Origin of the sequence: Mycobacterium mantenii (genome assembly GCF_010731775.1) — a bacterium.
Taxonomy (GTDB): domain Bacteria; phylum Actinomycetota; class Actinomycetes; order Mycobacteriales; family Mycobacteriaceae; genus Mycobacterium; species Mycobacterium mantenii.
The window spans coordinates 4,884,531-4,903,531 of record NZ_AP022590.1 but is presented as its reverse complement, the minus strand read 5'-3'; the positions used below and the strand labels follow the sequence as shown (position 1 = coordinate 4,903,531).

General features: G+C 66.7%; 21 protein-coding genes, 1 tRNA gene and 1 pseudogene. 10 read left to right on the top strand and 13 right to left on the bottom strand.

Annotated elements, in window-relative coordinates; translation table 11 throughout:
- The first annotated feature begins 84 nt into the window (after positions 1-84).
- Both G6N50_RS22370 and G6N50_RS22365 read left to right on the top strand, forming a co-directional pair.
- Complete coding sequence (locus G6N50_RS22370; protein WP_083100224.1) at positions 85-1,218, top strand: cellulase family glycosylhydrolase; 1,134 nt, start codon at positions 85-87, stop codon at positions 1,216-1,218.
- Positions 1,219-1,351: 133 nt separating this feature from the next.
- A complete protein-coding gene (locus tag G6N50_RS22365; protein ID WP_264028580.1) occupies positions 1,352-1,861 on the top strand; it encodes a DUF4185 domain-containing protein in 510 nt (169 codons plus the stop codon).
- A gap of 6 nt (positions 1,862-1,867) precedes the next feature.
- Here G6N50_RS22365 and G6N50_RS22360 read toward each other — a convergent pair whose 3' ends face one another.
- From G6N50_RS22360 to G6N50_RS22335, 6 genes are all read right to left on the bottom strand, one after another.
- A complete protein-coding gene (locus G6N50_RS22360; protein ID WP_169926989.1) occupies positions 1,868-2,344 on the bottom strand; it encodes a CAP domain-containing protein in 477 nt (158 codons plus the stop codon).
- Positions 2,345-2,445: 101 nt separating this feature from the next.
- On the bottom strand, positions 2,446-3,450 hold the full coding sequence (locus G6N50_RS22355; RefSeq protein WP_083100226.1) for a glycoside hydrolase family 6 protein: 1,005 nt from the start codon (positions 3,448-3,450) through the stop codon (positions 2,446-2,448).
- 69 nt (positions 3,451-3,519) lie between these two features.
- Positions 3,520-4,236: a cutinase family protein gene (locus G6N50_RS22350; RefSeq protein WP_083100228.1), complete on the bottom strand. Its 717-nt coding sequence runs from the start codon at positions 4,234-4,236 to the stop codon at positions 3,520-3,522.
- 743 nt (positions 4,237-4,979) lie between these two features.
- A tRNA-Ser gene (locus G6N50_RS22345) sits at positions 4,980-5,069 on the bottom strand.
- A gap of 29 nt (positions 5,070-5,098) precedes the next feature.
- Entirely contained in the window at positions 5,099-5,557 is a 459-nt protein-coding gene (locus G6N50_RS22340; RefSeq protein ID WP_083100230.1) for a nucleoside deaminase, read from the bottom strand.
- Positions 5,558-5,569: 12 nt separating this feature from the next.
- The gene (locus tag G6N50_RS22335; RefSeq protein WP_067836293.1) at positions 5,570-6,091 is read right to left on the bottom strand and encodes a tRNA adenosine deaminase-associated protein; all 522 of its coding nucleotides are present in this window, start codon (positions 6,089-6,091) and stop codon (positions 5,570-5,572) included.
- A gap of 129 nt (positions 6,092-6,220) precedes the next feature.
- Here G6N50_RS22335 and G6N50_RS22330 point away from each other — a divergent pair, with 129 nt between their 5' ends.
- On the top strand, positions 6,221-7,165 hold the full coding sequence (locus G6N50_RS22330; protein ID WP_163650991.1) for a prephenate dehydrogenase: 945 nt from the start codon (positions 6,221-6,223) through the stop codon (positions 7,163-7,165).
- On the opposite strand, the gene G6N50_RS22325 is transcribed toward G6N50_RS22330, so the two are convergent.
- Genes G6N50_RS22325 through G6N50_RS22305 form a run of 5 tightly spaced genes read right to left on the bottom strand, consistent with a single transcriptional unit; the run spans position 7,128 to position 11,192 of the window.
- On the bottom strand, positions 7,128-7,727 hold the full coding sequence (locus G6N50_RS22325) for a putative glycolipid-binding domain-containing protein (protein ID WP_163650880.1): 600 nt from the start codon (positions 7,725-7,727) through the stop codon (positions 7,128-7,130). The genes G6N50_RS22330 and G6N50_RS22325 overlap by 38 nt on opposite strands.
- The gene (locus G6N50_RS22320) at positions 7,724-8,443 is read right to left on the bottom strand and encodes an ABC transporter permease (RefSeq protein WP_083097324.1); all 720 of its coding nucleotides are present in this window, start codon (positions 8,441-8,443) and stop codon (positions 7,724-7,726) included. The genes G6N50_RS22325 and G6N50_RS22320 overlap by 4 nt, the downstream gene beginning before the upstream one ends.
- Positions 8,440-9,126: an ABC transporter permease gene (locus tag G6N50_RS22315; protein ID WP_083097322.1), complete on the bottom strand. Its 687-nt coding sequence runs from the start codon at positions 9,124-9,126 to the stop codon at positions 8,440-8,442. The genes G6N50_RS22320 and G6N50_RS22315 overlap by 4 nt, the downstream gene beginning before the upstream one ends.
- 4 nt (positions 9,127-9,130) lie before the next feature.
- Positions 9,131-10,243: an ABC transporter ATP-binding protein gene (locus G6N50_RS22310; protein WP_083097335.1), complete on the bottom strand. Its 1,113-nt coding sequence runs from the start codon at positions 10,241-10,243 to the stop codon at positions 9,131-9,133.
- A 1-nt stretch (position 10,244) separates the two neighbouring features.
- Positions 10,245-11,192: an ABC transporter substrate-binding protein gene (locus G6N50_RS22305; protein WP_083097320.1), complete on the bottom strand. Its 948-nt coding sequence runs from the start codon at positions 11,190-11,192 to the stop codon at positions 10,245-10,247.
- Between the two features lie 101 nt (positions 11,193-11,293).
- On the opposite strand from G6N50_RS22305, the gene G6N50_RS22300 reads away from it, so the two are divergent.
- Positions 11,294-11,644 carry a LapA family protein gene (locus tag G6N50_RS22300; RefSeq protein ID WP_083097319.1) on the top strand — a complete coding sequence of 117 codons (351 nt, stop codon included), beginning with the start codon at positions 11,294-11,296 and terminating at the stop codon, positions 11,642-11,644.
- On the opposite strand, the gene G6N50_RS22295 is transcribed toward G6N50_RS22300, so the two are convergent.
- Positions 11,641-12,687 (bottom strand): phosphotransferase family protein, encoded by a 1,047-nt coding sequence (locus tag G6N50_RS22295; protein ID WP_083097317.1) that lies wholly within the window; start codon positions 12,685-12,687, stop codon positions 11,641-11,643. The two genes, G6N50_RS22300 and G6N50_RS22295, sit on opposite strands and share 4 nt — an antisense overlap.
- Before the next feature lie 61 nt (positions 12,688-12,748).
- Positions 12,749-13,387 carry a histidine phosphatase family protein gene (locus G6N50_RS22290; RefSeq protein WP_083097312.1) on the bottom strand — a complete coding sequence of 213 codons (639 nt, stop codon included), beginning with the start codon at positions 13,385-13,387 and terminating at the stop codon, positions 12,749-12,751.
- 118 nt (positions 13,388-13,505) lie between these two features.
- Between G6N50_RS22290 and G6N50_RS22285 the strand changes: the two are divergent.
- From G6N50_RS22285 to G6N50_RS22260, 6 genes and pseudogenes are all read left to right on the top strand, one after another.
- Positions 13,506-14,178 (top strand): annotated as a pseudogene (locus G6N50_RS22285) (class I SAM-dependent methyltransferase).
- An 84-nt stretch (positions 14,179-14,262) separates the two neighbouring features.
- Positions 14,263-15,312, top strand: a complete 1,050-nt coding sequence (locus tag G6N50_RS22280; protein WP_372509885.1) for a phosphotransferase family protein — start codon at positions 14,263-14,265, stop codon at positions 15,310-15,312.
- Between the two features lies 1 nt (position 15,313).
- Entirely contained in the window at positions 15,314-16,078 is a 765-nt protein-coding gene (locus G6N50_RS22275) for an SDR family NAD(P)-dependent oxidoreductase (RefSeq protein WP_083097310.1), read from the top strand.
- Between the two features lie 57 nt (positions 16,079-16,135).
- The gene (locus G6N50_RS22270) at positions 16,136-17,419 is read left to right on the top strand and encodes an acyl-CoA dehydrogenase family protein (RefSeq protein ID WP_083097309.1); all 1,284 of its coding nucleotides are present in this window, start codon (positions 16,136-16,138) and stop codon (positions 17,417-17,419) included.
- Entirely contained in the window at positions 17,400-18,023 is a 624-nt protein-coding gene (locus tag G6N50_RS22265; RefSeq protein WP_083097307.1) for a TetR/AcrR family transcriptional regulator, read from the top strand. The genes G6N50_RS22270 and G6N50_RS22265 overlap by 20 nt, the downstream gene beginning before the upstream one ends.
- The gene (locus G6N50_RS22260; protein WP_083097305.1) at positions 18,023-18,991 is read left to right on the top strand and encodes an NADPH:quinone oxidoreductase family protein; all 969 of its coding nucleotides are present in this window, start codon (positions 18,023-18,025) and stop codon (positions 18,989-18,991) included. The genes G6N50_RS22265 and G6N50_RS22260 overlap by 1 nt, the downstream gene beginning before the upstream one ends.
- Positions 18,992-19,001 lie beyond the last annotated feature (10 nt).

Sequence of the window (19,001 nt, the reverse complement as noted above, 5' to 3'; positions counted from 1 at the left end):
GGCCGGTAACAATTGTTGCCTCGACCTGTTGCGACGCGCTGAGCAAATCCCAGGGAAATCGCCCCGAAAACTTATCGTCACATCGTGGAACGACGGACGGCCCTGAAACTCCCTCTGTTACTGGCGGCAGGGGCCGCAGTTGCCCGGATGCCCCGGGCTTCCGCGGAGGAAGCGGGCCGGTGGTCACCCGAGCGCGCCAACCGTTGGTATCAAGCCCAGGGCTGGCTCGTTGGTGCAAACTACATTCCGGCGAACGCCATCAATCAGCTCGAGATGTTCCAGCCCGACACCTTCGACCCGCGGCGCATCGACACCGAGCTCGGCTGGGCCCAGTTCTACGGCCACAACACCGCACGGGTGTTTCTTCACGATCAGCTCTGGGCGGCCGATCAGCGCGGCTTTCAAACGCGCCTTGGGCAATTCGTCGACATCGCGGCGCGCCACCGCATCAAACCGCTGTTCGTGTTCTTCGACTCCTGTTGGGATCCGCAACCCCGAGCGGGACGCCAGCGCGCGCCGAGGCCGGGCGTGCACAACTCGGGTTGGGCGCAGAGCCCGGGCGCCGAACGCCTCGGCGACCCTCGCTACGTCCCCGTGATGCGCGACTACGTCACGGCGGTGATGACCCAATTCCGCAACGACGACCGGGTTTTGGGCTGGGACCTGTGGAACGAGCCCGACAACCCCGCACGCCAATACCGCAGCGTCGAACGAAGCGATAAGGAGCAGCTGGTCACCAACCTGCTCCCCCAGGTCTTTCGCTGGGCCCGGGCGGTCGAGCCCAGCCAGCCGCTGACAAGCGGTGTGTGGCAGGGGCATTGGGGACAATCGCAGGGCCGCAGCGCGATCAGCGACATTCAGCTCGCCAACGCCGACGTGATCACCTTCCACTCCTACGCCGGGCCCTCCGGGTTCGAGAACCGGATCAACGAGCTCACCCCGCTGGGCCGGCCGATCCTGTGCACGGAATACATGGCGCGGCCCCAGGGCAGCACCGTCGAATCGATCCTGCCGGTCGCGAAGCGCCACAGCGTCGGTGCCATCAACTGGGGCCTGGTCGCCGGCAAGACCCAGACCTACTTCCCCTGGGACTCATGGGATCACCCCTACACCTCGGTACCGAAGGTGTGGTTCCACGACCTGATCCGGCCCGAGGGACGGCCGTTCCAAGACATCGAAGCGCTGACGGTGCGCAAGCTGGCCGGCAGCCAGACCTGAACCTGAAGATCGACAACACCAACCCGCCACAGGCCTTCCGCTAGTAGGGTTGTAGCCGCTCAGAAGGGGCGGCAATGCTCGTCGGAAGCCTCTGGACGGGTCGTAGCGGGCCGCTGGTACAGCACCGACACAAATAAGCGGCTATCAGGCCAAAGGCGGCAACGTGTACATCGCCGCCGACTCCTTCGACCGCAGTCAAGGCGTCACTAAGTACCGTGTCGATCCCGACCACGTCACCGACCGCCAATTCTGGCAACCCTGGGACGGAACCGGCTGGGGCAAGGCCGGCGAACTGGCAACTGTACCTGTGACCGACCCTGGGGCCCGATTCGGTGAACTCAGTTTCCGAGAGGTCAGGCGGCAGCCCGTCTTATCTGGATTCAATGCAACTGCCGGCCCCGAAGCTGTACAGCTGTATGTCGGCAACGGCACAGACAATCCAGCCGAGATTTTCAATAACACTCCAACTACTTTGGCGCGCAACGACAACAACCACACTCCAGTTTCTGTCTTACAGCCCTACGGCGGATATATCCTGCCGAACTCCACACTTGACGACATCAACGCTTTCGTAAGCCAGTGGTTCACTAATTTGAACACCCCATATGAAGCGATGGGTGTCATCCGAAACCGCTTGTTCTAAAAGGGTTTACGATGCCGCGAAGTCACCCACGACGGTCATCTTGTTGCCGTCCCAGGCGGTGGCGAACCCGCCCGCGTTATATGCGCAGTTCAGGATGATGTCTCGGTGTGGCGGACTCTGCATCCACATGTCGAGGGCTTGACGGGGAGTCGCAGCGGATCCGGTGCCCCAGAACACGATCTCACCCGAGTACCTGCTCCTGTAGCCCGCAGCGGTGATACGAGCCTGCGGCGACGAGCCGTCCGAACCGATGTGTCCGTTCACCCCGTTTCGCAGCATGTCGTCGGCATGCCCCTGGGCTGCCTCGGTCAAACGCGGGTCGTCGCTGATCGGCCCGCATCCCTGGCGAAGCTGGTTGACGCCGTTGTACACCGCGGTCGCTGCATCGTCTGCGTGCGCGACGAAGCCGGATAGCGCGCTGGTAGACGTGATGAACGCAGTGCAGATCGCGAAGACGGCGATGATCTCGACCTTTTTGGCCATGATGCCTCTTTGTCGCGCGCTCGCTTTGCTGTTTTCGGTATCTAAATGTTACCCATTTTCAACCAAGAACGAGCACGAATCGCCAACCCGTTCCACGGCACCTAGTGGCCGGCGTTGCGCGCCAGGTCGATGGCATACTGGCTCACGAAGTTGCCCGCCGGCGGATCACCCTTGCCGCATGTTCCATCGGACTCACCGGGACGTTTGATCCACAAGTACGCGTCGGCGTGCGCGCCCGACGTGCTGGCCGTCGGCGGAGTGCCTAATGCTCGGCCGCTTGGGTTGCACCAGTTGAGATCCGAGTCGGGCGCCGGTCCGGCACCGTTGCGCGACGTGTCGATGACGTAGTGTGATCCGTTCGTGAGTCCCGAAATCGCTTCGCCATAGCCGATTTCGTCCTCGGTGGTAAAGAAGTTCGCGGTGTTTACGCTGAACCCCCGCGCGTGGCCGACGCCGGCCTGGTTGAGCCTGGCGGCCATGTCGTCGGCGCTGTGCCAACGCAGGTGACCCGCGTCCACGTAGACGGCCGCGTTCGGGTCGCGGGTGAGCGTGTCGACGGCGTAGCGAATCAGGTCGAAGCGTTCCTGGCGCGCATCACCCGGCAGGCAGTCGGCCATGGCGAGCGCGTCGGGTTCGACGACGATCGCCACCCGCGAGGTGCCCACACCGGATGCGATCGAGTCGATCCAGGAGCGGTAGTCGTCGGCCGACCCCATGCCGCCCGCGGCGAAGCTGCCACAGTCGCGGTGCGGGATTCCATAAATCGCCAGCACCGGGATGGCGCCGGCACCATTCGCGTCGCCGACATACTTCCCGACCGTCGCCGCCGACCCGCCCGGGACGATCCAGTAGGCCTGCGGGGTGTTGGCGATGGCGGTCAACTCGGCGCTCGGCGGATCGGCGCTCTGCGCTGCCCGCATGGCCGCCGACATCGGGTTGACGTAGAACGGCGCTCCGGCCAACGGATCGCCGTCGGCCACCAGCCGCACCGGCGGGCCGGGGCGGACCTGTACCGGGTCACCGACGTGACCCATACCGGCCACGGCTGCAACCGTGAGGAAGGGGGCGATCCACCGCGCGGCTGCACCAGCAGCTGAGAAGTTCACCTCAGGGAAATTAGTGGTTCGCAAGCATCGAGCGCCAATCGGACGACGGCCCGAGCTTTGGCGATGCGCTTACATCGAGCTGCGCCCGGCAGGACCTCCGCCGAGAAGGCTGGCCGCAAAGGCTGCGCCCTTGTCGATCATTGCCACGTTGGTCGAATACGTGTCGTGTGCGGCGAAATTCATCCCGTCGGAGCAGATCGGGTCCTCGGCCGCGCACACCTGGATGGTCTTGGCCTGATAGAGCGGGCCGATGGCGACCGGCGGCTCGCCGAAGAAGTTCATCGCCTTCTCGCTGGGCAGTGCGAAGAGCACGACGGAAGAGACGTGGTTGGCGACCTCCGGATCCATCGGTTTGGGCACGGTCGCCGGATCGATCCCATTCGGGACGACAGGCGAGGTGACAAAGCCCATCACGGCAGCGCCTTGTGAATACCCGCCGAGCACCATCTTGGTGTCGGGACAGTCGTGCGCCATCGAAACGACGTGTGCGCCCGCGTCGCTGACGCCGGCCTCGCCCGCGCTCGTCCAGTCATGGGTGGCGGGGTAATTGACCGGATACACGTCGAAGGACTTTGCGCCGACGCGCGGGTGGAGCGAGTCGACGAATGCCTGTCCGGTCGGTCCGAGGCCGGGTGGATCGTCGGTGCCGCGGGCGAATACCACCTGCACGTCCGGGCACGGACCAGCGCCCGCGGACGGGATGGCGGACGCGGGGACCGAGGCGCCGACGCACGACACCGCGAGCACCGCAGGAGCAAGGAGACGAGGGCTGTGACGTGCGATCATGCCGCTGGATGCCCGGAACTGTGATCGTTAAACCGCGACTTTTCGGCCCGATGGCACTGTCGCGCCCGCGCTACGTTCCGCGCAGACTGCGGGCACGCAAATGTTAGCCAGCTTCCGGTAAATCTGAGACGACTTCCCTTCCGGGCAGTCTTGGCGGCGGCACAGAAATTTGAGCCGTTGCCGTCGATAGACACGGCCGACGACGCCCCTGGGTAGACGCCCCGACCCGACCGCGAGCTGACGCCGGCCTCCGCCTTGGAAGGCGTCTTTTGTCACTTCTCCGGCAACGCTGGCGAAGTTAGACCTCCATGCAAGGAGATCTGCGATGGTCAGCACAGCTAATCGTTTGGCCCTCATCGTCTCGGCCATCTTCGCACCGCTCGTCAGCGCGACCTGCGTTTCGCCGGCAGTAGGCAGAGCAGCCGAATGTGCCGACGGGACAGTCTATGACGCGCCACCGGATACGTGCGTCGTTCTCGCACAGGCGCCCCCGCCGTCGGCCCCGCCACCTCCGCCAGCAGGTTTGCCACCGCCGCCTCCGCCCGCCTGGGGTGGGTATTACGGCCCGAGGCCATACGTCTCGGTGAGTGTTTGCGCGCCAATACCGTTCATACATATCTGCGCCGGCATCAGAAGCCTGCGAGCGAGGCGTGGGGCCGCCGTTCATAGACGTGGCACTTGCGCTGTTCAATGAACGCCGCGGGCCGACTGCCCCTCTGTTCTTCGAGGGTGCAACTGAGTTTTGGCGGTGGCGGAGGGATTTGAACCCTCGGACGGTTTTAGCCGTCACACGCTTTCGAGGCGTGCTCCTTAGGCCGCTCGGACACGCCACCGCCGAGCAGCTTACCCAACCGAAGGCCCGTCACCCCAATCGCTGGCGGGCGAAAAAGGCCTCCAGTGGCGCAGCGCACTCCTGCGCCAGCACACCACCGCGCACTTCGGGACGATGGTTGAGCCGCCGATCGCGGACTACGTCCCACAACGATCCGACCGCTCCGGTCTTGGGCTCCCAGGCGCCGAACACCAGCCGGGCGATGCGCGACAACACCAGCGCGCCCGCGCACATGGTGCACGGTTCGACGGTGACCGCCAGCGTCGCGCCCTCCAGCCGCCACCCGTCGCCGAGCACCCTGGCCGCCGCGCGCAGCGCCAGGATCTCGGCGTGCGCGGTCGGATCTCCCCATGCCTCGCGCGCATTCACCGCGCGGGCGAGCTCGGTTCCGTCGGCGCCGATCACCACCGCGCCGATGGGCACGTCGCGGGGACCCGCCGTCGCGGCAACCGCCAGCGCGGACCGGATCAGGTCTTCGTCAGCAATCACCGACGTCAGCGATCACCGACCGAGGCGGTCGATCACCGCCGACAGCTGATCGGCGAAGCCCATCTCGCGGGCGATACGGCCCAGCTGCTCGTCGGCGTACAGATCGGTCTCGTCGAGGATGACCCCAAGGACCGCCTCGGGCAGCCCGATGTCGGACAGCAGGCCCAAGTCGCCCTCTTCGAAGGGGTCTGAGTCCTCGAGATCCTCGGGATCGATGTCGGCGTCCAGCTTGTCGAGCACTTCCGCGGCGATGTCGTAGTCCAGCGCGGCGGTCGCATCCGAGAGCAGCAACCGGGTCCCCGAGGGCGCTGGCCGCACGATGACGAAGAATTCGTCGTCCACGTCCAGCAGGCCGAACACCGCCCCGGAACTGCGCAATTCGCGCAGCTCAGTCTCGGCGGCCGACAGGCTCAACAGCGACGCTCGGGCCATCGGAGCACAACGCCACTGTCCCTCTTCACGCACCACCGCAACGCCGAAACCGTCCGGCGTGTCCGCGGACAGGCCCTGGGCAGAGGCCCGTTGTGCTCCCATGGGCGCTTACGGTAGTCCCAGACCAGGCCGCTGACCAGATGGCTCGTGGTAGCCGCCACATCTGACCGCACCGTTTCCCGCCGGATGTGCCAACCTTGGAATGTGGCAAGCCCTCCTTCTAAGACACCGGTGTGTGTGCTCGGGTTGGGACTGATCGGTGGCTCGATAATGCGGGCCGCCACGGCAGCCGGCCGTGAGGTGTTCGGCTACAACCGCTCGGTGGAGGGCGCGCAGGCCGCGACCGCCGACGGCTTTGACGCCACCACCGATCTGACCGCCACCCTGTCGCGCGCCGCCAGCCGCGAGGCCTTGATCGTGCTGGCCGTGCCGATGCCCGCGATTGCGGGCATGCTCGCCCACATCAAGGAGACGGCCCCGGCGTGTCCGTTGACCGACGTCACCAGCGTCAAGCAGGCGGTGCTCGATCAGGTCGTCGCGGTGGGTCTGCAGGAACGCTTCGTCGGGGGCCACCCGATGGCGGGCACCGCGCATTCGGGTTGGACCGCCGGCTACGCCGGGCTGTTCACCGGGACCCCGTGGGTGGTCAGCGTCGACGACCATGTCGACCCTGCGGTCTGGTCGACGGTGATGACGTTGGCACTGGACTGCGGCTCGGTGGTGGTGCCCGCCAGGTCGGACGAACACGACGCCGCCGCGGCGGCCATCTCGCATCTGCCCCACCTGCTCGCCGAGGCGCTGGCCGTGGTCGCCGGAGACATTCCATTGGCTTTCGCGTTGGCCGCCGGGTCATTCCGTGACGGCACTCGGGTGGCGGCCACCGCCCCGGATCTGGTCCGCGCGATGTGCGAAGGCAACTCCGACCAGTTGGTGCCCTTGGCCGATCGCGTCATCGAGCTGATGAGTCGTGCCCGCGAATCGCTGGCTTCCCACCACTCGGTCGCCGAACTCATCGAGGCCGGCCACGCCGCTCGAACGCGCTACGACAGCTTCCCGCGCACCGACATCTTCCACGTCGTGGTCGGCGCGGAGAACTGGCGTCAGGAATTGGCCGCCGCGGGCAGGGCGGGCGGGGTGATCAGATCCGCTCTGCCAGGCCGGGATAGTCCACGATGAAGCCTTCTTCGTCGACGCTCACCGTGGTGTCAGAGATCGGCGAGCGCAACTTGATCTCACCTCGACTGCCGGGGCTGCTGTAACTCACCGTGTCCGCGGTGATGGACATCTCCGGCACGTTCACATACACCACGGGCAAGGTGACCGAGGCCGCTCGCTCGTGTAGCCCGAGCCGCCGGACGGGCAGCGCGTTGAAGAACGGGCTGAACTCCACGTCGACGTCGAGCGCGCCGTTGTAGGCCGCGCGGTGTTCGCCCTGATGGTCGGTGACCAGCCACATGTTCTCTTCGTCGCGGGCGAACGAGAAGACTCGCTCCCGCTCGGCCAGGGTGACCGTCATCCCGAGCCGCCTGGTGGCACCGGTCTCATCGGTCAGCAGGTCGTAGTAGGCGCCGAACGCCGGGTGGGTCGCGGTGGCGGCGGCGATGATGCGGCCATTGGCCTTGATTCTGTTCCCGGACACCTGGAGTCGCACCGATTCCATCCGGGCAGCATCCTGCGCGCGCCAGGTCAGCATCGCCTGCCATACGCGGCGAGACGGATCAGAGGGGGCTGGGTTCACTCATCTACCGTAAGCGTGCCCGCCGACCGCTGCGGAAGAGCCCGGTATGTTCGCCGCAGCCGACCGCTGCCCGGCGCCGAAATCCACACCGCCAGCGCCAGCAATCCGTCGAGCACCAGCGCCAACGCGGCCACCATCAGCGCCCCGACCAGGGCGAGATGAAACTCACGTTCTTTGATCCCGTCGATCAGGTATCTGCCCAGACCACCAAGGCTGGCGTAGGCGGCCACGGTCGCGGTGGCGACCACCTGCAGGGTCGCGTTGCGCAGCCCGCCCAGGATCAACGGCAACGCATTCGGCACCTCGACCCGCAGCAGCACCTGGGTCTCCGTCATGCCCATTGCCCGCGCGGCATCCACGACCATCGGCTCGACATTGGCGATACCGGCATAGGTGCCGGCCAACAACGCCGGCACCCCCAGCAGCATCAGCGCCACCAACGACGGACCCAGGCCCAGCCCGAACAGCAGGGTCCCGAACAGCAGCACGCCCAGCGTCGGCAGGGAACGCAAGCCGTTGACGGCGCCCACCACCAGCAGGGTGCCGCGACCGGTGTGCCCGATGAGCACTCCGACGGGAATCGCGATCAGCGCCGAGGCGGCCACCGCCAGAGCGGTGTACTCGAGGTGTTCCAGGATGCGGGCCGCGAGCCCGACCGGGCCGGTCCAGTTGTCGACGCTCAGTACAAAGGAGATCGCCCGCGCTACGAAGTTCACCGCGCACCGCCCACGACGGGCGCGACGATAGAGCGGCGGCCGGTGCCGCGCGTGGCGTGCGCCCAGGGCGTCGCCAGCCGGCCGGCCACCACGATAAGCACATCGATGACGACCGCCAGCAGGAACAACGCGATGATGCCGGCCAGAATCTGATCGCTCTTGTCGGTTTGGTACCCCTGGGTGAACCAGCTGCCCAGACCGCCGATGCCGATGACCGAGCCGACCGAGACCATCGCGATATTGGTCACCACCACCACCCGCAGCCCGGCGATGAGCACCGGAACCGATAGCGGCAGCTCGACTTTCAGCATCCGCGTGATCGGCGAATAGCCGACCGCCGTGGCGGCGTCCCGCACTTGGGCGGGCACCGCGTCCAGCGCCTCGAGCACCGCCCGCACCAGCAGCGCGGCGGTGTAGGCCGTCAACGCCACCATCACGTTGGCCTCGTCGAGGATGCGGGTTCCGATGAGCATCGGCAACACCACGAACAGTGCCAGCGACGGGATGGTGAACACCACGCTGGCGGTTGCGGTCGTCAGTCGGCGGGCAATTGGCTTGCGCTGCACCAGCATACCCAGCGGCAGCGCGATCGCCAGCCCGATCAGCACCGGCACCAACGACAGCCGAAGGTGCACGACGGTCAGGCGTCCGGCGTCGTCAAGATGGGTGAGTAGGTAATGCATTCGGCTAGGTCCCTTGAGGTTCCGCCGAGCCCAGCCGTTGCGACTCCACCGCGGCCAGCACATCGGCGGCCAGCACACCGCCGATCACCTTGCCGCCCTCATCGACGGCCACACCGATCCCCGACGGCGACGACAGCGCCGCGTCCAGCGCATGGCTCAGATTGCCGCGTGGCCGAAACAACGATCCGACCCCACTCACGCTGTCGGACAGCGACCCACCGTCGCGATGCCGACGCATTCCCTCGGCGTCGATCCAGCCAATGGGCGCACCGGCGTCGTCGACGACGACGGCCCAGCCGTCGGACAGTTTTGCCGCGGAGAGCCGCTCGACCTCGATCTGTTCGACGTCGCGCAGTGGCAGCCGCGCCGCGTCGAGCAGTTGCAACCACCGGTAGCCGCGGCCCAGGCCGATGAACCTCGACACGAAATCATTGGCCGGCCGCGACAACAGCCGCGCGGGCTCGTCGTACTGCTGTAACGAACCGCCCTTGAAGACGGCCACGCGTTCGCCGAGCCGCAGCGCCTCATCGATGTCGTGCGTGACGAACACGATCGTCTTGTGCAATTCGCCTTGCAGACGCAGGATTTCGTTCTGCAGCTCGTGGCGGACCACCGGATCGACGGCGGAGAACGGCTCGTCCATCAATAGGATCGGCGGGTCGGCGGCCAGCGCTCGGGCCACACCGACCCGTTGTTGCTCGCCACCGGAGAGCTGCGCGGGGTACCGGGTCGCGAGTTTGGCGTCCAGCCCGACCCGTTCGAGCACCTCGTAGGCGGCTTTGCGGGCGGCCCGGCGGGGCTGGCCGCGCAACACCGGAACCGTTGCCACATTGTCGATTACCCGTTGATGGGGCATCAGCCCCGCCTGCTGGATGACGTACCCGATTCCGAGGCGGAGCCGCACCGGGTCGCGGGTGGACAAGTCGACATCGTCGATGGTGATGGTGCCCGAGGTGGGCTCGATCATGCGGTTGATCATGCGCAGCGCGGTGGTCTTGCCGCTGCCGGAGGACCCGACGAATACGGTCAGCTTGCCGTTCGGAACGGCCAGGCTTAGCCGGTCCACCGCGGTCGTTCCGTCGGCGAATGACTTGCTGACGTTGTCGAAGACGATCAAGTCATCCTCCGATCGGATGGTCGAAGCCATTGTCCCGTATCCACTTTCGCGCTGCCTCGTCGGGATCGACACCCGCGTTCCCCGACACCGCGGCATTCAGCCCGGCAACACCGGAGGTGGTCAGCTGCGCCGACACGGCGTCCAGCACATCCTTGAGCCGGCCCGACTTCTTCATTGAACTGACCAGTGGCACAATGTTTCCGGCCAGAAAGTTGTGTTCGGGATCGTCGAGGGGCACCAGATGGTTCTGCGGTATGGCCGGGGATGTGGTGAAGATGTTGGCCGCGTTCACCCTCCCCTCCACCAAAGCGCGCACCGTGACCGCACCGCCGCCGTCATCGATGGCGACGAAGTTGCCTGGCTTGATGTCGAGCCCGTACTTCTCCCGTAACCCCGGCAGCCCGGCCGGCCGGGTCGCGAACGCCGAAGGCGCCCCGAATCGCACGTCCGCCGAATGGGCGGCCAAATCGGCGATTGTCTTCAGGTTCCAGGAGTCCGCCGTTCGTCCGGTCACGCTGACGGTATCGGTGTCGCTGGCCGGGGCGGGCGTCAGAATTGACAGATCACCGGGCAGCAGCTGGTGCAGCTCCCGCTCGACGGCATCGAGCGTGGTCGCTTTCGACTGGGGCGCAATATAGAGCAGAAGATTGCCGATGTACTCCGGCACCAGATCGATGGAATGGTCTTTGATCGCAGGGATGTACGTCTCCCGGCTACCGATTCCCATTCGCGTGCCGACCTCGAAACCATTGGCCTGCAAGGCTTGTGCATAGATCTCGGCGATGATCTGCGATTCCGGAAAGTCGCCGGAGCCGATGACGATGGAGTGGGGGCTTCGAACCTGCGTGCCCAACGGATCGGAATTGCTGCACGACGCAATGACGCACATCGCGATCAGCAATCCGGCCGCGCGCGTGATCCCGCCCTGCAGGCGCGGCGGTGTCGTCATATCGCCGACCCTAACGCCCGAACCACACGGACGCGGGCCCGCGACGACCGGGTTGCGGTGAATCTGTTTCAATCTGCGCCGGATAGGGCAAAGATGGCAGTATGAGCAGCCACACCCCTGACTCGCCTGGCCAGCCACCCCCCAAGCCCAACCCTGCGGCCAAGACGGGAGCACCCGCCAAGGAGCCGGCCATCGGGTTCACCCGCGCCGGTGCGCTGTGGTCGTCATTGATCGCCGGCTTCGTGATCCTGATTCTGTTGCTGATTTTCATCACCCAGAACACGACACCAGCAGAGTTTCAGTTCTTGGGCTGGCGCTGGAGCCAGCCCAAGGGAGTTGCGATCTTGCTGGCGGCCGTGGTCGGCGGGCTGATCACGGTTGCGGTCGGCACCGCACGGATCTTGCAGCTGCGCCGCGCGGCAAAACGGCAGCACGCGGCCGCCTCGCGCTAGCCGGGCAGCTTGGCCAGTTCGGCCAACCCCCGGGAGATCAGCGGCGCCACCACCTCCGGTGCATGGTCGGAGTCTCTTCCGCGAGCCTGATCCGACATCCGCCGGCGGAAGTCGATACCCGCGGCGATGATGGCGAGCTTGAAGTAGGCCAGCGCCATGTAGAACTCCCAATGGGCCAGCGGTATACCGGCCACCAGCGAATACCGGTCGGCCAGTTCGTCGGCCGTCGGCAACAACGGGGACGTCCACGCGGCCTGCGCATTGACGATCAAATCCAAGGCGGGGTCGCGGTACACGCACATCAGCGCCGCATCGGACAGCGGATCCCCCAGCGTCGAGAGCTCCCAGTCGACGACCGCACGGACGATCGTCGGGTCGTCGGCGTCCAGGATCGTGTTGTCGATCCGGTAGTCGCCGTGCACGATCGACGTGCGGCTCTGTTGCGGAATAGCCTCGCCCAGACCGGAATGCAGTCGCTCCACGTCGGCATCGCGCCGATCCTCGGGCAGCCGCACCAGCGACCATTGCGAGCCCCATCGCCGCACCTGACGCTCCAGATAGCCGCTGGGCTTACCGAAATCAGCCAGACCGACGGCGTTGGGATCGACATTGTGCAGGTCGACCAGCACCCGGATCAGCGAGTCGACGCAGCCCTCGATGACGGTGTGACTGAACGATTCGAGCTGAGCGCGGCGGCGCACCACCTGCCCGGCGACGAATTCGACGATCTGGAAGGGAGCCCCGAGCACCGAATCGTCCTGGCAGAGCCCGATCGTGCGCGCCACCGGAACCCGTGTGTCCTGCAGCGCCGCAACAACGCGGTACTCGCGGGCCATGTCGTGCGCCGACGGGGTCAACCCGTGCAGCGGCGGTCGGCGCACCAGCCAACTGGTGCTGTCGTCGTAGACGCGGAACGTCAGATTGGAGCGACCACCGGAAATGAAGTCCGCGCGTAACTCGCCGTCGCGCCCGATCCCAAGTGAACGCAGGTACCGGTCCAGCGAGGCCAGGTCGAGGCCCTCGAGTTGGTCAGCTGAAGTCACCGAACTTGTCTACCATCGCCGACCTCGACCCCGTGCAACACCTGGATTTGCCGGCGCCCGCTCAGGCCGTGCCTCGGCCCGCGTCGTCGTCGAGCAGCCGTTGGTTTCGTGGCAACAGGTCCCACACGTGTTCGGTGGTGTTGACCGCGGCCACCGTCGCTTGCCCGGACCGGGAGAACAGCAGCCGGGTGACCGAGGCGTAGTCGACGGGAAAGGACAGCAGTCGGGCGGTGCCGAGGATTTCGTGCAGGAGGACGTTGATGACCCCGCCGTGGCTGAACACCGCGACCGTGTGGTTGGGGTCGCCGGCGGCGACGAGGTCGTCGACCGCGGCGCGCACGCGGGCGCGGAATGCGTCCTCGTCAACCGCGCTGGGCAGGTGGCCCTGAGCCAGCCGCGCCCATTCCTCGGGCATCTCGGCACGGATCTGCTCGACCGGGATGTACACCGCAAGGTCGCGGTCGTACTCGGCGAAGCGACCGTCGATCTCGACGGTCAGGCCGCGATCCGCCGCGACCGGTTCGGCGGTCTGAACGGCGCGGCGCTGCGGGCTGCTCACCACACGCGAAATGGGAAACCTGGCGAGCGCCTTGGGGAGTCGCTCGATCTGGGCCAACCCTTCCTCCGACAGGTCCGGATCGGAACCTTGGCCGTGTTCGCTGCGCAACGGCAGCGCGTGCCGGACCAGAAGCACTTGCATATGTCTTCCTGTCTTATCGAGAGGTTGTGCCCGTCCGAAGTCTCTCATCGCCCCGTTTCCGTCGTTCACGGCGTGCACAATGACATCGCTGCACCCAACTCAATACCGAGGAGGACGGATGACCGAACCGGATCGGGATTGGGACGCCGCCTACCGACAAGCGGCGCCGCCCCCATGGAGCATCGGCCGGCCCCAACCGGAGCTGGCCCTGCTCATCGATCAAGGCAAGGTTCGCAGCGAGGTGCTCGACTCCGGCTGCGGCCATGCCGCACTCTCGCTGGCACTCGCCGCGCTCGGCTACACCGTTGTCGGCCTGGACGCCAGCGCGACCGCGATCCGGGAGGCCACCGCCGCGGCCGCCGAGCAAGGCCTCACCACCGCGACGTTCGCGCAGGCCGACGTCACCAGCTTCGGCGGCTATGACGGCCGCTTCTCCACGATCCTGGACAGCGGGCTGTTTCACGCGCTGCCGCCCGACCGGCGCCACGACTATGTGCGGTCCATCTTTCGGGCCGCGGCGCCGGGGGCCTCGCTGTACATCCTGGCCTTCGCCGCCGGCGCGCTGGACGACGCCCATTCGAGCCGGCCGGGCCCGCCCGGCTTCACCGAAACCGAATTGCACGATGCCGTCGCGACGCTGTGGCGGGTCGACGACGTTCGGTCGGCAAAGGTGTACGGCACGGACGAGGCGGCCGGATCGCCGGACGGTCCGCTGGCGCACCTGGACCACGACGACGAGGGTCACTTTATGGCGCCCGGGTTTCCTGCTCAGCGCGCACAAGCCGGACTGAGCCGAGTGCCGGGGCCGGCCCGTGGAGAATGCTATTCTCCATTCAGAGATTGGGATGTGCAGCGAATGGTGGACGGTGATGCACGTGAGTGAAGCGGGACTCGACACGGGCGTGCTCGCCCGCTGGCTGGATGCAAACGGCGCACCGGGCGGTGGCGAGGAGGCGCGGCTGACCCAGCTGAAGGGCGGCTCGCAGAACACCCTGTACCTGATCGAACGCGGCGGCCAACGAATGGTGTTACGGATGCCCGGAGCCCGGGCCGACGCCGCGCGCATCGACGGGCTGCTGCGCGAGATCCGCCTGGTACGGGCGCTGTCCGGCACCGACGTCCCGCACGCGGCGCTGATCGCGGCCGACGACACCGGCACCGTGCTCGGGATGCCCTTCTACGTCATGCAGGCGATCGACGGGTGGAGCCCGATGGACGGCGGGTGGCAGTCGCCGTTTGACACCGACCTCGCGGCCCGGCGCGGCCTGGCGTTCGAATTGGTCGACGGCGCCGCCAAGCTGGGCCGGGTGGATTGGCGCGAGCAAGGACTCGAAGGCTTCGGCCGCCCCGACGGATTTCACGAGCGGCAAGTCGATCGCTGGCTGGCGTTTCTCGACGCCTACAAGGTCCGCGAGCTGCCCGGCCTGGACGAGGCCTCCGACTGGCTGCGGCGCAACCGTCCGGCGCACTACCGGGCGGGCATCATGCATGGCGACTATCAATTCGCCAACGTGATGTTCGCGCACGGGGAGCCGGCGCGTTTGGCCGCGATCGTGGACTGGGAGATGACGACCGTCGGCGATCCGCTACTCGACCTGGCCTGGTGCCTACTGGGCTATGACGGTGAAAAGCCCCGCGAGGACGGGTTTTATCTCGACATGCGCGGCATGCCCACGCGCAGCGAGCTGTTGGAGCACTACGAAACCGTCAGCGGGTTGTCGACCGAGAACATTGACTATTACCTGGTGCTGGCCAACTGGAAGCTGGGCATCGTGCTGGAGAAGACCTACGCGGCCGGGGTGAGGACCGGCTCCCAAAAAGGAGGAGTCGACCCGAAGATCACCGGGGCGTTCGGTCCGATGATTCTGCAGCTCATCGCCACGGCCGCCGAGCTCGCCCGGTCGCTACCGGCCAAGGGATCCTGAAATGGGTTACGCCGACCAGCTTTTCGACCTCACCGACCGGGTCATCCTGATCACCGGAGGCAGCCGCGGGCTGGGCCGCGAGATGGCGTTCGGCGCGGCCCGCTGCGGTGCGGACGTGGTGATCGCCAGCCGCAACATGGACAACTGCGTCTCCACCGCCAAGGAGATCGAGGCCGAGACCGGACGTTCGGCCATGCCCTATCAGGTGCACGTCGGGCGTTGGGATCAGCTCGACGGGTTGGTCGAGGCGACCTATGAGCGGTTCGGAAAGGTCGACACGTTGATCAACAACGCGGGCATGTCGCCGCTGTACGACAAGCTCACCGACGTGAGCGAGAAGCTGTTCGACGCTGTGGTCAACCTCAACCTCAAGGGCCCATTCCGGTTGTCGGCGTTGGTGGGTGAGCGCATGGTGGCGGCCGGCCGCGGCTCGATCATCAACGTCAGCACGGCCGGCTCACTGCGGCCGACGCCCGACATCATCCCCTACGCTGCATCCAAGGCCGGGCTCAACGCCATGACCGAAGCGATGGCGAAGGCGTTCGGTCCCGCGGTGCGGGTCAACACGCTGATGGCCGGACCGTTTCTCACCGATGTGAGCAAGGCCTGGAATCTCGATGCGGCTCAACAGAATCCGTTCAAGCATCTGTCGTTGCAGCGCGCGGGTGACCCGCGGGAAATCATTGGCGCGGCCCTGTTCCTGGCCTCCGATGCGTCCAGCTTCACCACCGGCTCGATCCTGCGGGCCGACGGAGGGATTCCCTGACGTGGCGACCGCACACCCAGCGGATCGCCACCAAAGAACAAGAGGAGAGTGTTCTGAATGTCCTGGGACTTTTCTACCGAGCCGGAGTTCGAGGAGAAGCTCGAGTGGATCCGCGGCTTCGTTCGCGACGAGGTGCAACCGCTCGAGGTGCTGTTCCCCGGTTGCGAGTTTCTGCCGCTGAACGACGAGCGGCGCCGCATCGTCGACCCGCTCAAGCAGCAGGTCCGCGACAAGGGCTTGTGGGCACCGCATCTGGGGCCCGAACTGGGCGGCCAGGGATTCGGAGCGGTCAAGCTGACGTTGATCAACGAGATCCTGGGGCGCAGCCCGTGGGCGCCGATCGTGTTCGGAACGCAGGCGCCTGACACCGGCAACGCCGAGATCATCGCCCGGTTCGGAACGCAGGAGCAGAAGGACCGCTATTTGGCGGGGCTCCTGTCCGGGGAGATCTTCTCGTGCTTCTCGATGACCGAGCCGCAGGGCGGCGCGGATCCGCGGGTGTTCACCACCCGCGCCGTCCGCGACGGCGACGACTGGGTGATCACTGGGCGAAAGTACTTCTCCTCCAACGCCTCCGTCGCCTCCTTCTTCATCGTCGTCGCGATCACCGATCCCGACGTGCCGGTGCATACCGGCGCATCGACGTTCCTGATCCCGGCCCGAACCGAGGGACTGGTCCTAGAGGCCAATCACCACCTCGTCGGCGCCGACCCGCATGAGCCGGGACATTCCCTGGTGCACTACAACGACGTGCGGGTGCCGTCCGACGCCCTGCTCGGTGAGCCCGGCCAAGGTTTCCTGATATTGCAGACTCGGCTGGCCGGCGGCCGGCTGCATCACGCGATGCGCTCGATCGGGATGGCGCAACGCGCCGTCGAGATCATGTCGCGGCGAGCGAAAAGCCGCTTCACCCAGGGCAGTCTGCTGGCCGACAAGCAACTGGTCCAGGAGTTCGTCGCCGACTCGTACACCGAGCTGATCCCTTTCCGGCTGACCGTGCTGCACGCCGCGTGGCTCATCGACAACGGCGACGAACGCGGCGCACGCGCGGAGATCGCCGCCTGCAAGATTCTGGCATCGCAGGTGCTCAAATCGATTGCCCTGCGGGCGATTCAGGTACACGGGGCGCTGGGACTCACCGACCAGCTACCTCTGGTCAACGTCTTGCTGGGCGGCATCGCGCTGGGCCTCGCCGACGGGCCGACCGAGGTGCACAAGGTCAACCTGGCCCGGATGCTGCTCAAGGGTTACGAGGCCGAGGAAGGCGACTGGCCCAGCGAAATGCTCGACGTGCGCCGCGCGGCCGCGCGCGCCAAATACGGTGAGCTCGTTGACCTCTGACCGGGTGACCGCCGCGGTCGAGCGGGCGCTGGATGACCGCCAGCGGGAGGCCACCGAGGAGGTGGAGCGCATCCTGGCCGCCGCCGTGCGCGTCATGGAACGCGTCGCGCCCGAGCCACCCCGGGTCAGCGACATCGTCGCCGAGGCGGGCTCGTCGAACAAGGCGTTCTACCGTTATTTCGCAGGCAAGGACGATCTGATCCTTGCCGTCATGGAGCGGGGGGTGGCCATCGTGGTGTCCTACCTCGAGCACCAGATGGCCAAGGAATCCGTGCCGCGCGACAAGGTCGTGCGGTGGATCGAGGGCACGCTGGCCCAGGTGGCCGACCCCCACCTGATCAGCATGACCCGTGCGGCGGCCGGCCAGATGTCGGCCGGCACCAGTTGGCGCGCCGCGGACCAGGAGATGATGCGGCCGCTTCGCGAGCTTCTCATCGAACCCGTTGTGGCGCTTGGCAGTACCGACGTCGAACGCGATGTCCAGGCGGTGTTCAGCTGCACCGCCGCGACCATGCGCCGCTATGTGGGCTCGGCTGACCAGCCCGGCCCGGACGACATCGCACACGTGGTGGGGTTCTGTTTACGTGGACTGGGAGTCAGTTGATGCGCGCGGTGATCTGTCGTTCCTATGGCACTCCCGAGGACCTGGTGATCGAGAACGTGCCCGATCCCGTTGCGGGCCCCGGTCAACTGCTGGTTCGGGTCCGTGCCGCCGCGGTCAACTTCCCCGACGTCCTGTTCATCGCGGGCAAGTACCAGGTCAAAATTCCGCCGCCATTCATACCCGGCAACGAGATCGCCGGCGAGGTCGTCGCCGCCGGTGAAGGCGCGCCGTTCAGCCCGGGACAGCGGGTGTCCGGAACCACTTTCGGCGCGTTCGCCGAACAGGCGCTGCTCGACGCGAGCCAGGCCGAGCTGGTGCCCGAGGACGCCGACTTCGCTGCGGCCGCCGCCTTCGGCGTGACCTACCGCACGGCCTACCACGCCCTGCGTTCGACCGCCGCCGTCACACAGGGAGATTGGGTCGTGGTGCTCGGGGCCGCGGGTGGTGTGGGGCTGGCCGCGGTCGACCTGGCGGTCGCGATGGGCGCCCGGGTGCTGGCCGCGGCGTCGAGCCCCGAGAAGCTTGAGCTGTGCCGCAAGCGCGGCGCCGAGGCGATCGTTGACTATGACCGGGAGGACCTGAAGACGCGGATCCGCGAGCTCACCGGTGACAGGGCCCGGGTGGTCCTGGACCCGGTGGGCGGAGCGTATTCCGAGCCGGCCCTGCGTGGCCTCGCCCGCGGCGGCACCTTCGTCACGCTGGGCTACGCGGCCGGCACCATCCCGGCCATTCCGCTCAATCTCGTTCTGCTCAAAGATATCTGCGTGCGCGGCATGGAGATCCGCACCTTCATGACCGACCGGCCCGACGACGCGGCGCGCGACCTCAAGGAGTTGGCGCAGATGTTCGCCGCGGGAACGGTGCGGCCATACGTCGGCGCGCGATTCCCGCTCTCCGAGACGGCCGCGGCCTTAAGGCATGTGGCAGACCGCAAGGTGCTGGGCAAGGTGGTGATCGACGTCGCGTGACGGCGACCCG

What these genes read in the sequence shown, in the direction of transcription:
- G6N50_RS22360 (WP_169926989.1), bottom strand. Translation starts at nt 2,344, where the DNA reads ATGGCCAAAAAGGTCGAGATCATCGCCGTCTTCGCGATCTGCACTGCG.
- G6N50_RS22350 (WP_083100228.1), bottom strand. Translation starts at nt 4,236, where the DNA reads ATGATCGCACGTCACAGCCCTCGTCTCCTTGCTCCTGCGGTGCTCGCG.
- G6N50_RS22335 (WP_067836293.1), bottom strand. Translation starts at nt 6,091, where the DNA reads ATGGGAGCACAACGGGCCTCTGCCCAGGGCCTGTCCGCGGACACGCCG.
- G6N50_RS22315 (WP_083097322.1), bottom strand. Translation starts at nt 9,126, where the DNA reads ATGCATTACCTACTCACCCATCTTGACGACGCCGGACGCCTGACCGTC.
- G6N50_RS22305 (WP_083097320.1), bottom strand. Translation starts at nt 11,192, where the DNA reads ATGACGACACCGCCGCGCCTGCAGGGCGGGATCACGCGCGCGGCCGGA.
- G6N50_RS22300 (WP_083097319.1), top strand. Translation starts at nt 11,294, where the DNA reads ATGAGCAGCCACACCCCTGACTCGCCTGGCCAGCCACCCCCCAAGCCC.
- G6N50_RS22290 (WP_083097312.1), bottom strand. Translation starts at nt 13,387, where the DNA reads ATGCAAGTGCTTCTGGTCCGGCACGCGCTGCCGTTGCGCAGCGAACAC.
- G6N50_RS22275 (WP_083097310.1), top strand. Translation starts at nt 15,314, where the DNA reads ATGGGTTACGCCGACCAGCTTTTCGACCTCACCGACCGGGTCATCCTG.
- G6N50_RS22270 (WP_083097309.1), top strand. Translation starts at nt 16,136, where the DNA reads ATGTCCTGGGACTTTTCTACCGAGCCGGAGTTCGAGGAGAAGCTCGAG.
- G6N50_RS22260 (WP_083097305.1), top strand. Translation starts at nt 18,023, where the DNA reads ATGCGCGCGGTGATCTGTCGTTCCTATGGCACTCCCGAGGACCTGGTG.